The 13,708-nt window shown below is 60.5% G+C and carries 14 protein-coding genes and 1 riboswitch; of the genes, 6 read left to right on the top strand and 8 right to left on the bottom strand.

All coding sequences use genetic code 11. The features are described from left to right. Window position 1: 1 nt before the first annotated feature. The 8 genes from AC097O_RS00520 to AC097O_RS00485 form a co-directional block, all read right to left on the bottom strand. Window positions 2–1,114: a PilW family protein gene (locus AC097O_RS00520; protein ID WP_479590784.1), complete on the bottom strand. Its 1,113-nt coding sequence runs from the start codon at window positions 1,112–1,114 to the stop codon at window positions 2–4. Then, on the bottom strand, window positions 1,111–1,890 hold the full coding sequence (gene pilV, locus AC097O_RS00515; RefSeq protein ID WP_479590782.1) for a type IV pilus modification protein PilV: 780 nt from the start codon (window positions 1,888–1,890) through the stop codon (window positions 1,111–1,113). The genes AC097O_RS00520 and pilV overlap by 4 nt, the downstream gene beginning before the upstream one ends. A 12-nt stretch (window positions 1,891–1,902) precedes the next feature. Beyond that, the gene (locus AC097O_RS00510) at window positions 1,903–2,529 is read right to left on the bottom strand and encodes a GspH/FimT family pseudopilin (protein ID WP_479590780.1); all 627 of its coding nucleotides are present in this window, start codon (window positions 2,527–2,529) and stop codon (window positions 1,903–1,905) included. A gap of 93 nt (window positions 2,530–2,622) precedes the next feature. Further along, a complete protein-coding gene (gene nrdR, locus AC097O_RS00505; protein ID WP_479590778.1) occupies window positions 2,623–3,066 on the bottom strand; it encodes a transcriptional regulator NrdR in 444 nt (147 codons plus the stop codon). Between the two features lie 19 nt (window positions 3,067–3,085). Continuing rightward, a complete protein-coding gene (gene glyA, locus AC097O_RS00500) occupies window positions 3,086–4,330 on the bottom strand; it encodes a serine hydroxymethyltransferase (protein WP_479590776.1) in 1,245 nt (414 codons plus the stop codon). 48 nt (window positions 4,331–4,378) lie between these two features. Then, a riboswitch (ZMP/ZTP riboswitch) is annotated at window positions 4,379–4,542 on the bottom strand. Between the two features lie 14 nt (window positions 4,543–4,556). Continuing rightward, window positions 4,557–5,396 carry a lytic transglycosylase domain-containing protein gene (locus tag AC097O_RS00495; protein ID WP_479590774.1) on the bottom strand — a complete coding sequence of 280 codons (840 nt, stop codon included), beginning with the start codon at window positions 5,394–5,396 and terminating at the stop codon, window positions 4,557–4,559. A gap of 614 nt (window positions 5,397–6,010) precedes the next feature. After that, window positions 6,011–7,510, bottom strand: coding sequence for a Do family serine endopeptidase (locus AC097O_RS00490; RefSeq protein ID WP_479590772.1), 1,500 nt, complete (start codon window positions 7,508–7,510; stop codon window positions 6,011–6,013). A 78-nt stretch (window positions 7,511–7,588) separates the two neighbouring features. Beyond that, entirely contained in the window at window positions 7,589–8,077 is a 489-nt protein-coding gene (locus AC097O_RS00485; protein ID WP_479590770.1) for a hypothetical protein, read from the bottom strand. A gap of 144 nt (window positions 8,078–8,221) precedes the next feature. On the opposite strand from AC097O_RS00485, the gene AC097O_RS00480 reads away from it, so the two are divergent. The 6 genes from AC097O_RS00480 to AC097O_RS00455 all read left to right on the top strand — a co-directional run bounded on the left by AC097O_RS00480 (window position 8,222) and on the right by AC097O_RS00455 (window position 13,506). Beyond that, the gene (locus AC097O_RS00480; protein WP_479590768.1) at window positions 8,222–8,977 is read left to right on the top strand and encodes a 16S rRNA pseudouridine(516) synthase; all 756 of its coding nucleotides are present in this window, start codon (window positions 8,222–8,224) and stop codon (window positions 8,975–8,977) included. 81 nt (window positions 8,978–9,058) lie between these two features. Then, window positions 9,059–10,018, top strand: a complete 960-nt coding sequence (locus AC097O_RS00475; protein WP_479590766.1) for a YVTN family beta-propeller repeat protein — start codon at window positions 9,059–9,061, stop codon at window positions 10,016–10,018. Continuing rightward, window positions 9,984–10,805 (top strand): polysaccharide deacetylase family protein, encoded by an 822-nt coding sequence (locus AC097O_RS00470; protein WP_479590763.1) that lies wholly within the window; start codon window positions 9,984–9,986, stop codon window positions 10,803–10,805. Before AC097O_RS00475 ends, AC097O_RS00470 begins: the two co-directional genes overlap by 35 nt. 9 nt (window positions 10,806–10,814) lie before the next feature. Then, a complete protein-coding gene (locus AC097O_RS00465; RefSeq protein WP_479590761.1) occupies window positions 10,815–11,780 on the top strand; it encodes a sterol desaturase family protein in 966 nt (321 codons plus the stop codon). 24 nt (window positions 11,781–11,804) lie between these two features. Continuing rightward, window positions 11,805–12,701 carry an EI24 domain-containing protein gene (locus tag AC097O_RS00460; RefSeq protein ID WP_479590759.1) on the top strand — a complete coding sequence of 299 codons (897 nt, stop codon included), beginning with the start codon at window positions 11,805–11,807 and terminating at the stop codon, window positions 12,699–12,701. After that, window positions 12,667–13,506, top strand: coding sequence for a competence/damage-inducible protein A (locus AC097O_RS00455; RefSeq protein WP_479590757.1), 840 nt, complete (start codon window positions 12,667–12,669; stop codon window positions 13,504–13,506). Before AC097O_RS00460 ends, AC097O_RS00455 begins: the two co-directional genes overlap by 35 nt. Window positions 13,507–13,708 lie beyond the last annotated feature (202 nt).

Raw genomic sequence — 13,708 nt, 5'->3', positions numbered from 1 at the left:
ACTAGTAAGCCTGGTTCAGCCGGTTGCGTACCGCAAATTCTTGGACAAAGCGTTTGCGCAAGCTCTTGTCGCTGGCAGATTGGGTTTGCTCCACACCTTTGCAGTCCAGGTATTTGCGTTCTGCATCGGTTGCGGCGGTGATCTTGGGGCTGGCTCCAATACTTCTGGCCATCACGCACACGCGCACGGAAACAACCCGCGACCATGGCGGCAAAGGCGTTACCCCCAAAGCGCCAAACTCTACCGACACCGTGGACAGCGCACTCACTTCGGTGGCCGTGAGGTACTTGTCAGGCGTTCGGCGGGCCATGTTGTCGGAACTGGGAGCCGTGGTTGCAAAAACCCCGTACGTGATCTGCATGTCTTCAATGCCTGCCATCATGGGTTGGTATGGGATGCCAGAGCTGCCGGCGTTGTCGCCACTGCCATTGCCGACGCACGCAAAGCTGCGCGTGGTGACCTCTTGTTTATCTATCTCGGTTTTTTTGAGGTCAGAGATGGCGTACCGGTTGGACACAAACAAGGGTTGCAACGGGGGCAAGTTGGGTTGTGCGGTGTTTCGCCGGTTGTTGTTGCTGGTACTGACGTTGTTGGTGACGTCCGCTCCGGTGCAGTCAAACCGGTCACCCACATTGATGTCCATGGTGTCGTTGGTAAAGTAATTAACTACCAGCGAGTCGGGTTCAGTGTCTGATGGTGTACCGCAGGGAGGAGTGGCTGCAGGGTTGTAACGGGCTCCGTCGCAGCCGAACAGGCCGGACAGATAAGCGGCTTGCGGAGTAGGCGGTGTCCAGTCGGTTGCCAGTGCGCTGTTCTCTGCGAGCTTGATCGGCGGGTAGCTTGCGAGCTCGGGGAAACCTTCGTCTGGGGTGACTCGCGAGACATTGGCGGGGTAGTAGCCTGACTTCATGATGTCGCGACCAATCAACTGCAACACGAAAGTGCCGGTTTCTGCGTTGCTGCCATTGCGATCGATGGCTCTCTGTGTTTCGCGCGTGCCCAGGTACACATAGGCGGCAGCAGCGATCAAAAACAAGGTGATGGCAATCGTGACCATCAGTTCTACCAGCGTGACCCCACGCTGGCGTGCGGAGTGGTGGGGCATCGGTGTCATGGTGTGAACGAGAAACGGTTGCAGCGTACGCCGGCAGGTGCTTCTGCGGCATCAGGACAGCAGGTTTGGCGAGCCAGTCCGATCGTTGTGCTACTAAGTGTGCTGCACTGCGTGGCGGTCACCAAATTGGCTTGTGTGGCGGTGGTGCCATCGTTGGTAGAGGCCGTTTTGTCGGTGTTGTCCTTGTCCATCCACATCAGGGTAACGACGATGCCCGTGCTACGGTCGCCTGTCACAAACACTGCGCCTTGTGGCAGGCTGGCACGTACCCGCTGGCGCCAGGTCAGCATTTCAAAGGTTGCGCGTTCGTCCGGTGCACATATGTCGCTACCGCTTTCGCAATTGGCCGTCGCTATTTGGCTGGCCAGGCTGGCATCGGTCACGGCTTGCTGGGTGGCCCACTTGCTACCCGTGGGGTAGCTATTGGCTAACGCATCCGGATTTTGGGCATAGGTGGCAGTGTCTGAGTAGGCTGGGAATGCATAAAGCGAACTGTAGCCCGTATGCGTAGGAATCGCTTTGTTTGCCCCGCCATCCATCCAGTTTTTTCCCAGCATATCGGGGTTGAGCCGTGCCATGTCGGCGTACTCGGCATAGAGCGATGCAGTAATGGCGCGGGTTTGGCTACCCAGTTTGAATTTGGCGGTGGCTACCTGTAAGCCAGCGATGCCCAGTAAACCTATGGACAGAATCACAATGGCTATCAGCACCTCGATCAGTGTGACACCCCTGGCCTGGCTGGGGCGTGGAGAAGAGTGGGGCAGTGTTTTCCGCACGGTATTCGCCTGTTAATACGTATTGCACACCGCTGCCGCCGGTACTGGCCGGGTACGCCCCATCTGGTCCATGCAGATGCTGGAGCCGTAGGCGTTGGACAATGTGTTGTTGGTGTAGGTGAGATCGAATCGGCCTGCAGCACCCAAGGTGGCATTGCCGCGAGGGTTGAAAAGAATTTTCTGGGTGGTGCTTTGGGACATCAGGCTGTAGTCAGGGTTGCCTGCACGCCGGACGAGGAGCATGTTCTCAGGTGCATTTACCAACGTGCCTGCGGCGTTCGTTTCCCGAGGCCTGTCTATGGTGGTGTTGCATTCGGGATTCAAAAACACAATCCAGCCGACTTGCCAATCCTGTCCACTCCCCAGGCATGTGAGGCCGTTACCAGTAGTTGTGTCCACCGAACTACTCATGCACATGGTGACGCACATGTTTTTGCTGACTGCTTCGTTGCGGGCCCGCAAAATACTGGCGCTGAACTCGTTGTTGATAGTCGAAAAGGTGTTCCGAACGATAAATGTGCGCAGAGATGGGGCCGCCAGCGCCGTCAATATGCCCAAAATGGCAATCGTGACCAGCATTTCAATGAGAGTGAAACCTCGTTGCCGGTCTGGGTTGTCTTGGGTCGTTTGAGCACGCATGGCGGGATTTTGCAGCCATACGCTGGATTTACCCTGCCGCTTATCCCGAGAAATTGACCGCTGGCACCATTGCAGCGGTCTTTTGCGGCTTTATCAGATGTCTTTGATCAAGCGGCTGAACTCGTCGACATCTTCGAAGCTGCGGTACACCGAAGCGAAACGCACGTAAGCTACTTTGTCTAGGTTCTTGAGTTCGCGCATGACCAACTCGCCCAGCTTGGAGGTTGCCATTTCTTTGGCGCCACTGGACAGCAGCGTGCGCTCGATACGGTCCATCGCGGCATCGACTTGCTCTATGCCGACTGGGCGTTTACGCAGCGCCAACCGCATGGAGGCGTGCAGTTTCTTGCGGTCAAAATCTGCGCGGCTACCGTCTTTTTTGACTACGGTCGGCAATGCCACCTCGGCACGTTCGTAGGTGGTAAAGCGCTGCTCACAGCCCCCACATCGGCGGCGGCGACGTACCAGGTCGCCGTCGTCGGACTCGCGGGTCTCGACCACCTGGGTTTCGCTATGGCCACAGAAGGGGCACTTCATGGGGGCTGTGGTTCCGTGCTTAACGGTAGACGGGGAAACGGCTGGTCAGTGCCGCTACTTTGGCGCGCACGGCTTCCAGGTTGGCTTCTTCACGCGGGTTGTCCAGCACATCCGCTACCAAATGGGCGGTGGCGCGGGCCTCTTCGTCCTTGAAACCGCGCGTGGTCATGGCGGGGGTGCCGATGCGCACGCCGCTGGTGACCATGGGCTTTTCGGGATCGTTGGGGATGGCGTTCTTATTGATGGTCATGTGGGCACTGCCCAGCACGGCCTCGGCTTCTTTGCCAGTAATGCCCTTGGCGCGCAAATCGACCAGCATCAGGTGGCTTTGGGTGCCCCCGCTGACGATGCGCAGACCGCGCTGGGTCAGGGTTTCGGCAACGATCTGGGCATTTTTCAGCACCTGTTGTTGGTATATCTTGAATTCTGGGGCAAGTGCTTCCTTGAAAGCAACCGCCTTGGCCGCAATCACATGCATCAGCGGACCACCTTGCAGGCCTGGGAAGATGGCGCTGTTGATGGCTTTTTCAAACTGCGACTTCATGAGGATGATGCCGCCACGGGGGCCACGCAGGCTTTTGTGCGTGGTCGATGTCACGATGTCGGCATGCGGCACGGGATTCGGGTAGATGCCAGCAGCAATCAGCCCGGCGTAGTGGGCCATGTCCACCATAAAAATCGCACCCACGTCTTTGGCCACTTTGGCGAAGCGTTCAAAATCAATAGCTAAAGAATAAGCGCTGGCACCCGCAATGATTAGTTTTGGCTTGGATTCATGGGCCTTGCGTTCCATTGCGTCATAGTCAATGGCTTCATTGGCATCGAGGCCGTATGACACGACGTTGAACCACTTGCCGCTCATGTTCAGCGCCATTCCGTGGGTCAGATGGCCACCTTCGGCCAGGCTCATGCCCATGATGGTGTCGCCGGGCTTCAGAAAGGCCAGGAATACGGCTTCGTTGGCCGATGCGCCACAGTGCGGTTGTACGTTGGCTGCTTCAGCACCAAAGATTTGCTTGACGCGTTCAATTGCCAGTTGCTCGGCCACATCAACATATTCACAGCCACCGTAGTAGCGGCGGCCAGGGTAGCCTTCGGCATACTTGTTGGTGAGCTGCGACCCTTGCGCGGCCATCACGGCGGGCGAGGCGTAGTTTTCGCTGGCGATCAGCTCAATGTGGTGTTCCTGGCGGGCGTTTTCCGCCTGGATGGCAGCGAACAGCTCGGGATCGGTTTGTTCTACGAGAATCGTACGGTCGTACATGGCAGTCCTTTAACCTGGTAGTCAATACGGTGGTCCTTGCGGTGAAGCAAGTGCTGCCCAGGCGAACGGCTGAACGCCGAAGGCCTTTCGGCCTTGGCGGTACGCTTCCCAGTGGTTGCCCGGTGGGCCTTGTGAAAAAGCCTGCACCGGTGGTCCACGTCAGCGTGAGCACCCGCAAGGGGTCACGCCTATCGCCAGTTGCGTACCTCATTAGTGTAACGGAGGCTTAGTAGTTGGCGAGCAAGGCGACTTTGTCTTCCTCTGCCGGAGCTTGTGTCTTCAATGCGGGTGCAACTACCGGTACGGAACGCGGGGCGGCGGTGGATGTCGCGCGGCCCGCCGCGACCTGTTGCAGGCGGCCGTGCTCGGCCATCACTTTGCTTGTATAACCACCATCGTCCGGGATGTTGGCTGCACCCACGTAGTAGCGCAGGCCGCCTTCTACCGAGCCTGCGCGGGCAATGCATTCCTGCAAGACCTTGACCCCTACGCGCAAATTGGTCAAGGGATCAAATGCCGCCAATTTTCCGCCGAATACATCGTATTTTTCTGTGTGGACACGGGTCATTACCTGCATCAGACCTTGGGCCCCCACGGGGCTTTGGGCGAAGGGATTGAAACCCGACTCGATGGCCATCACCGCCAAGATCAAGGTGGGGTCCAGTTTGGCGCGCTTGCCGAGGTCGTACGCCTCCGCAACCAGGGCGCTGACCGGTTCAGCCGCCACGCGGTATTTTTTGCTAAGCCAATAAGCCACGGCGGCCTGTTGCTTGGGCAGGTCTTGCGGATTGCTGGCGGTGGCGCGGTCTACCGCGTCGACATTGGCATCTGCCACCCATTCGGTGTCGGTGTCGGTGCCGGGCACGACCTGGCGCTCTTGCAGCCAGCCCATCAGTTGGACCTCTGCAATCTGGCGCAAATCAGGCCGGGCGGTCATGGTCACGACCGAAAATGCGACCACCAAGCCCAGCAGGGCAAATCCGTTATGGGTAATCTCAAAAAAGCCTTGCGCAATATCTGCTGCGAAGGTTCGCAGCCCTTGGCCTATCTTGTGTAACGCTGTCATAGCACTTCCTCATCTAGCGAAGGCCTGTAGCGATGGAGTTTGCGTAAGAGCAATTCGCTTGGGGCACCTCGATTGGGTGGGTACGCCATCAAAATCCTGCGGTGCCCTGGGGGTGTTGGCAGCGATTTGACTTAGCCGGGGTTCGGCAGCGGGTTCGGGTTGTCCCTAGGGTTGTAGGGGGGACGGCGGATTCTAGGAGGACTATTAATATCGAGTCAAGAATATCAAATGTAGTTGATATGCATATATTTACTGTATTTGCATCCAGATTTTTGCCCAATTCGGCCACTAGGAGGGTGTGCAAGAACGCACATAGGCGACTTTGTTTCAATTTGCTTACAAAATGCTACTGCTACCGAAAAAGCAGCAACTGGACACCAGTGACCGGGCACATGCGGAGTGCGGCTGCGATGGTGTTGGTGTCTGAAACCTTCTTTTTTCCCGGGTTTTACGGGTTTATTTGCCAGCCAATATTTTTATTTTGTATACCAAAAACAGGCTCTGAGAAACCTTTGGAATACGGTTGCAGCCGTTGTGTTTTACACCACAGACCCCTGAAATAGCCTGTTTTTAGGTAGCCCACTCTTGTGCGGGCTACCTGCTTTGGGTGCGGATCAGCCCATCCGTACCGGCACGAATATGGTGTCGCCCGCGCGCAAGATCAACAGCGCAAGCGATTTGTCCGATCGGGCGACGACTGCCCGTACCTGGTCGATGCTCTTCACCGGCGTGCCATTGATGGCCAGCAAAACATCGCCACTTTCCACGCCGGAAATGGCTGCTGGTCCCGCAGCGGACTCGATCAGCAGACCGTTGGCGATGCCCGCAGCGCGCAGCTCCTCGGGTTGCAAGGGGCGCAACGCCAGCCCCAGGCGGCCTTGCGGTACGGTCTCTTTGCTGGTCGCGACCTGCACCGGTTTGTCATTGGCGCTGCCCAGCTGGGCCTCGATTTCCAACACGGCACCTTTGCGCCATACGTTCAGCTGGACCTTGTCACCAGGGGCTCTCTGGCTGATCACGGCGGGCAGGTCGCCGGACGACACCACGGCGTGCCCGTCCACCTTGCGGATCACATCACCGGGCTGCAAGCCGGCCTTGCCTGCGGGGCCGTCCTTTTCGACGCTGGACACCAGCGCGCCCTCCGGTTTGTCCAATTTGAACGAGTCGGCCAGGGCCTGGTTGACCTCTTGCACCGATACCCCCAGCCGAGCATGTTCGACCTTGCCGTGCGCGACGATCTGGTCCTTGACCTTGCTTGCCAACTCCATGGGGATGGCAAACGACAGTCCCTGGTAGCCGCCGGTGCGGCTGTAGATCTGGGAGTTGATGCCGATCACCTCGCCCCGGCTATTGAATAGAGGCCCACCGGAGTTGCCGGGGTTGACGGCTGCGTCGGTCTGGATAAAGGGCACCGCGCTGTCGTCGGGCAGAGAGCGGCCCTTGGCGCTGACCACTCCGGCGGTGACGGTGTTTTCAAATCCGTACGGCGAGCCAATCGCCAGTACCCATTCGCCGACTTTCAGGTCGTTGGAATCGCCGATGGTGGCCACGGGCAGGTTCTTGGCCTCTATCTTGAGGACAGCGATGTCGGTTTTGGGGTCGGCTCCCAGCACCTTGGCGACAAATTCGCGGCGGTCGGTGAGTTTGACGACCACTTCTTTGGCATCTTTGACCACGTGGGCGTTGGTCATCACGATACCGTCGGCGCTGACGATGAAGCCCGAACCCTGGCTGCGCGCTGGGGCTTGCTTCTGTCCGGGGGCTCCGTCCTGGCCTTGCGGGAAGCGGCGAAAGAACTCAAAGAAGGGGTCGTTGCCAAACGGATCGTTGCGTTGCGGGCGCTGGGCGGTTTCGCCACCCTCATCACCGGCTTGGGCGACGCTGGTCACGCTGATGTTGACGACTGCCGGACCGTACTGGGTAGTGATCTGCGAGAAATTGGGCAATGCCACGGGTGTGGCGGGCGAACCGGTGGTGTTGGCGGTGCTGGAGAGGGGGGCTGCTGCGCGGGCTTCGCCCATGTGGTGCAACAGGGAGCCCCCCATGCCGCCAATGGCTCCGGCGGCTACGAGGGCGATAACGAGTTTGGTGTTGTGGAGAGACAGAACTGGCATGAGAGCATCCTTGGATTGGTGGGTGGCGATGCCCCACTATCAGGATGCTGGCTTAGGCCAGACTTAAACCCAGGCAGATCAGTGGCGGAATTCTTTCAGGTCCAGCCGGATGTCGTAGTGGTTGTTGGTGCAGGTGATCAGCGCATTGCAGCAGGTGGTTTCCCCGGCGTGCCCTGCGTGGGCCAGGCGACGCTGAAAGCGGCTGCCATCGCCACTCGACAAAAAACCTACCCGTGCGCCGTGGATGCGGATTTCCACTGGTTTCCAGATCTCGGCATCGGTGCCACCGGTGTGCAAATAGGCCAGCACCTGCGTACCGGCCGTGCTGATGGGGGTGCCATCGGCCACCAGTTTCAGCGCGGCCTGGTAGCGGGAACTGTCTGCCGCACCCAGCTGGAACAAACCCAACGCGGGCCATTTATAAATGGGCTGGTCGGCTGTATCGATACTGTAGAGCTGGGGCGAGGCGGCGGTTTGGTAGCCGCCTTGGCGGTTTTGGGGGCGTACGGTCCGCCACAGCATGAAGGCGGCGGCAAAAACAAACAGGGTCGTAAATAGTTCACGCATTGGGGGGGCTCCGGTAGAGCCACGTTTGTAGCCGCATACGTTACCAATGGGTGTGACTTGCTTCACGCTTTATGCTCCATATTGTGGACATATGGTATCAATCTGTTTCACAGAGCGGCGCTGGGTGTTTGCGATACTCGGGAGATGCAGCTTCAAGACATTCTTTATTCACAGGGCTTTGGTACGCGCCGTGTGTGCGCCGGTTTGGTCCAGCAGGGCCTGGTTGAGGTATACATGGAAAAAGAGGCTCCAGCGCCCGTCCTGTGTGCAGAGTCAGCTATGGATTTTGATCAAGAAGGCCTCCGCTTTCGGGTGCAGGGTGTGGACTGGCCGTACCACCGCCAGGCCTATGTACTGCTGAACAAACCGGCCGGCACAGAGTGCTCGCAGAAGCCGTCCACCTACCCCAGTATCTACACACTGCTGCCGTCGCCGCTACGGTTGCGACCCCAGAAGGGCGCGCTGCAAGGCGTGCAGGCCGTGGGGCGGCTGGACCAGGACACCACCGGCCTGCTGCTGCTCAGCGACGACGGCCAGTTCATCCACCGCATGACCTCGCCCAAAAAGCATGTGCCCAAGGTCTACGAGGTGACCACCAAGCACCCGCTAGACGAACAACAAGTGAACAAACTGTTGGCGGGTGTGGTGCTGGACGACGATCCCAAGCCGGTCCGGGCCGCCGCGTGCGAGGCCGTCAGCAGCCACCACCTGCGCCTGACGTTGACCGAGGGCAAATACCACCAGGTCAAACGCATGCTGGCGGCGGTGAGCAACCGGGTGGAGGGCTTGCACCGTTCGCAAATGGGCAGTTTTGCGCTGCCTGCCGATCTGCTGCCGGGGCAGTGGCGCTGGCTGAGCGCGGACGATCTGGCGCAGTTGTCCGCTTTGCAAAAACTTTAGCGACTTGCCCGGCGGCTACACTTCCGGGCTGTCTGTTACCTGTGGTGCCTTGTGAAGTTGTTTGTCCGACGTTGTGCCTTTTTGGCCTCTTTTCTTGTTGTTACCGTGGCCGCCCAGGCCCAGCCCACTTCGGCAAAACCCCCGATTTTTGTCCTCAACTCGCTGGACGCGAGCGTGAGCGTGATCGACCCCGGTAGCTGGAGCGAAACCAAGCGCATCCCTACCGGCAAAGAACCGCACCACATGTACCTCAGCCCCGACGAGAAGTCGCTGCTGATTGCCAACGCGCTGTCCGACACGCTGACCTTCATCGACCCCCGCACGGCCGAGATCCAGCGCGTGGTGCCCGATGTGCTCGATCCTTACCAGCTGCGTTTTTCGCCCAACATGAAGTGGTTTGTCACGGCAGCCAACCGGCTCAACCACATCGACATCTACCGCTGGGACGGCAAGAACATGGCGCTGGTCAAGCGCGTGGCCACCGGCAAAACACCCAGCCACCTGTGGATCGACAGCAAAAGCACCACCATCTACTCCACCATGCAAGACAGCGATGAGCTGGTGGCAGTGGACCTGGCCACCCAGACCATCAAGTGGCGCATCCCCACCGGGGCCATGCCCGCCGATGTCTATGGCACGGCCAATGACAAAACCCTGCTGGTCGGCCTGACGGGCGGCGAGGGCGTGGAGGTGTACGACGTGTCGGGTAAGACCCCTGTGCGCACCAAGGTCATCGCCACCGGCAAGGGCTCGCATGCGTTCCGCGCAGCGGGCGACAAGCGCCACGTGTATGTGAGCAACCGGGTGGCCAACACCATCAGCAAGATCGACCTGCAAACCCTGGAGTCGGTGGCCACCTACCCGGCACCCGGTGGGCCGGACTGCATGGATGTGTCAGCCGACGGCAAGCTGCTGATGGTCACATCGCGCTGGGCCCGCAAGCTCACGGTGATCGACCTGGAATCGAAGCAAGTGGTGCGTCAAATCAATGTTGGAAGGTCCCCCCATGGTGTCTGGACGCTGGACCACGCAGCCCGCTAAAGTTGTTTTTGCTACGGTATTGATAGCTTTTTGCGCCCATTCCATAAGCGCTAGCGGCCAAAAACCTTGTGAAAAACCGCTCTACCTGACGTTTGACACCGGCCACATGGGCATCGCCCCGCTGGTGGCCGAGGTGCTCAACCGCCAGCAGGTCCAGGTGACTTTCTTCGGTGCCAACGAGCGCACGCAAGAGGGCGACGGCAGCCTGGGCGCGCACTGGGCTCCGTGGTGGAAGGCCCGGGCCGCCGAGGGCCATGCCTTCGCCTCGCACACGTTCGACCACGTGTACTGGAAGGCGGACGTGCCGGGCACGCCGGTGCAGTTTCGCGTCAAGCCCTCGGCCGGGCCGGATGTTGACCGCGAATCCACCTGGACCGCCGCCCAGTACTGCGCCGAAATCCAGCGCGCCAGCCAGCGCATGCAGGCGCTGACCGGCCAGGCCCCGCTGCCCCTGTTCCGCGCGCCCGGCGGCAAGACTTCGCCCGCGCTGCTGGCGGCGGCCCGGTCCTGCGGCTATGCCCATGTGGGCTGGGCACCGGCCGGGTTTCTGGGGGATGAGCTGGCCAGCGAGCGTGCCAGCAACCCCGCGCTGCTGGCCCAGGCCCTGCGCGGCATCCGCAGCGGCGACATCCTGCTGGCCCACCTGGGCATCTGGTCGCGCAAAGACCCCTGGGCCCCAGCGGTGCTGGAGCCCTTGATCGTCGGTCTAAAAGAGCGCGGCTTTTGCTTTCGCACCCTGCGCGAGCACCCCGGCTACACGGCGTGGATCAGCGCCCATCTCCAATAGCTTCGCCCCATGGATTTTCTGAGCAATATTTTTTCCGACGTGCAGCAGTGGCTGTTTGAGGCGGCCGTCCAGCCCCTGGTGTTCGGCCTGGGCTTGGGCGGCTGGCTGGAAGATGCCTATACCGCCACCGGCTGGCTGCTGGTGGGGGTGTTGCAGCTGCTGGTGCTGGTGGCGGTACTGGGGCCGCTGCAACGCTGGCGACCCGTAGAGCCGCTGCAAGACCACACAGCAGTGCGCATTGACATTATTTACACGCTGTTGCACCGGCTGGGTGCGATCCGGCTGCTGCTGTTTTTTACCCTCGACCCGCTGATGGACGGCCTGTTTGGCGAACTGCGGGTGGCGGGTATCGCCACTTTCCACCTGGATGCGCTGTGGCCGGGCATCACCGACCAGGCGCTGCTCAGCTTTGCCCTGTACCTGGTGGCCTTCGATTTTCTGGGCTACTGGGTGCACCGCGGCCAGCACCAGTTTGCCTGGTGGTGGAGCCTGCATGCGCTGCACCACTCGCAGCGCCAAATGACCCTGTGGAGCGACAACCGCAACCACCTGCTGGACGACGTGATCGGCGACATCGTCGTCGCCCTGGTGGCCCAGATGGTGGGCGTGGCCCCGGGCCAGTTCATTGCCATCGTGGCCTTTACCCAGCTCAGCGAAAGCCTGCAGCACGCCAATGTGCGGCTCTGGTTTGGCCGGGTGGGCGAGCGCCTGTGGGTCAGCCCGCGTTTTCATCGGCGGCACCACAGCATCGGCATCGGCCACGAGTCGGCGGGCAAAAACACCCTGGGCGGGCACAACTTCGGGGTCTTGCTGCCCTGGTGGGACATGCTGTTTGGCACCGCCAATTTCGAGCTGCGCTATGACCCCACCGGTATCCGCGACCAGCTGGCCGAGGAGGGCGGGCACAACTACGGACAGGGTTTCTGGCAGCAGCAGTGGCTGGGCCTGCGGCGGCTGTGGACGGTGCTGCGTTAATTTGATGCGGGTATCCTTGCCCTTATGAAATTGCTTTTGGATTCTTTTTGGCGTGCTGCGGCCTACTGCATGCACCACCGCGTGATTGCGCTGTCGTTCCTGCCTTTGCTGCTGATGGTGGCCCTGTCCCTGGGCGTGGGCTACTTTTATTGGGAGCCTGCGCTCGATACGGTGCGCGGCATGCTGGACGCGTCCGAATGGGTGGGCCGTATGTGGACCTGGCTGGAGAGCGCGGGCGTAGGTCAGCTCAAGGTGGCGTTGGCACCCTTGCTGGTGATCTTTGCCGTCACGCCCTTCATCGTGGTGTTGTCCCTGCTGGCGGTGGCCTTGATGATGACCCCGGCCCTGGTGGCCCTGGTGGCCGAGCGCCGCTTTCCCCAACTGGAGAAGAAAAAGGGCGGAACGTTTATCGGCGGGCTGCTGTGGTCGCTGGGCTCCATCTTGCTGGCGCTGGTGGCCTTGGTGGTGTCGATTCCCCTGTGGCTGGTGCCGCCACTGATTCTGGTGCTGCCGCCGCTGATCTGGGGCTGGCTGACCTACCGCGTCATGTCCTACGATGCCTTGGCCCTGCACGCCAGCAAGGAAGAGCGCCGTGAAATCTACCGCCGCCACCGCATGACCCTGCTGGGTATTGGCGTGTTGACCGGCTATCTGGGTGCGGCCCCCAGCCTGGTCTGGGCATCGGGGGCCTTGTTTGCTGCGGCCTTCGTGGTGCTGGTGCCGCTGGCGATCTGGATCTACACCCTGGTATTTGCTTTCTCGTCGCTGTGGTTTGCCCATTACGTACTGGCCGCGCTGGAGGCCTTGCGGGCCGAGACGGCGGTACAGGCCGCACCGGTGGCCACACCCCTGGAAATTCTGGAACCTGTTCAACCCAAACCCACTTATGACGCTGGATCTTCCTACCTTCCGCCCCCTTGAGTCCGCGCCCACCTTCGGGCTGGTGATCGTCGGCGATGAAATCCTGTCGGGCAAACGCGCCGACAAGCACCTGCCCAAGGTGATCGAGTTGCTGGCCGCGCGCGGTCTGCAGCTCAGCTACGCCGACTACGTGGGCGACGACCCGGCGCGCATCACCCAGACCTTGCAGCGGGCCTTTGCCTCGGGCGATGTGGTGTTCTCCACCGGCGGCATCGGTGCCACGCCCGACGACCACACCCGCCAGTGCGCCGCCCGTGCCCTGGACTTGCCGCTGGCGCTGCACCCGCAGGCCGAGGCCCTGATCCGCGAACGCATGCAGGACACCGCCCGCGCCCAGGGCCTGCCCTACGAGCCCGCGCACCCGGACAACATCCACCGCCTGAACATGGGCGTGTTTCCGCAGGGCGCGCAGATCATCCCCAACCCCTACAACAAAATCCCCGGCTTCAGCATGGGCCATGTGCACTTTGTGCCCGGCTTTCCGGTGATGGCCTGGCCGATGGTGGAGTGGGTGCTGGACCAGCACTACACCCCGTGGTTCCAGCAAGCGGCCTGGATCGAGAAGTCGGTGATCGTGTTTGGCAGCATGGAGGCCGCTTTGACCCCGCTGATGGAGGCTCTGGAACGCCAGTTTGACGGCGTCAAGGTGTTCAGCCTGCCTAGCGTGGACCACCCCGAATATGGCCGCCATATCGAGCTGGGGGTGAAGGGCACGCCGGCGCAGGTGGCGCACGCTTATCCGGCGCTGCTGGCGGGCTTGCACAGTTTCGATGCCAAGCTGGGCCCCGAACTGGTGCGTAGTTGATTGCACTTTTTTGGTGCGTCTTTGGAATGCTCTTTATTGGTGCAATGCGGCGTGGTCCCGGGCTTTGGACACCGCTTTCTGGCGCAAAATGCGTGGGCGTAAAGTCGCAAGCGTGCGTGTAGTTACAAATTGTGCATTTACCGCGCGATGGCACAAAAACTGCATTGCCTGATGTGCTAAAAAACTGTAGTCCCTCTTAAAC

Source organism: Rhodoferax sp. LS1P39 (assembly GCF_056521425.1).
The sequence above is the reverse complement of the archived record's forward strand: the minus strand, read 5'-3'. Positions and strand labels throughout refer to the sequence as shown.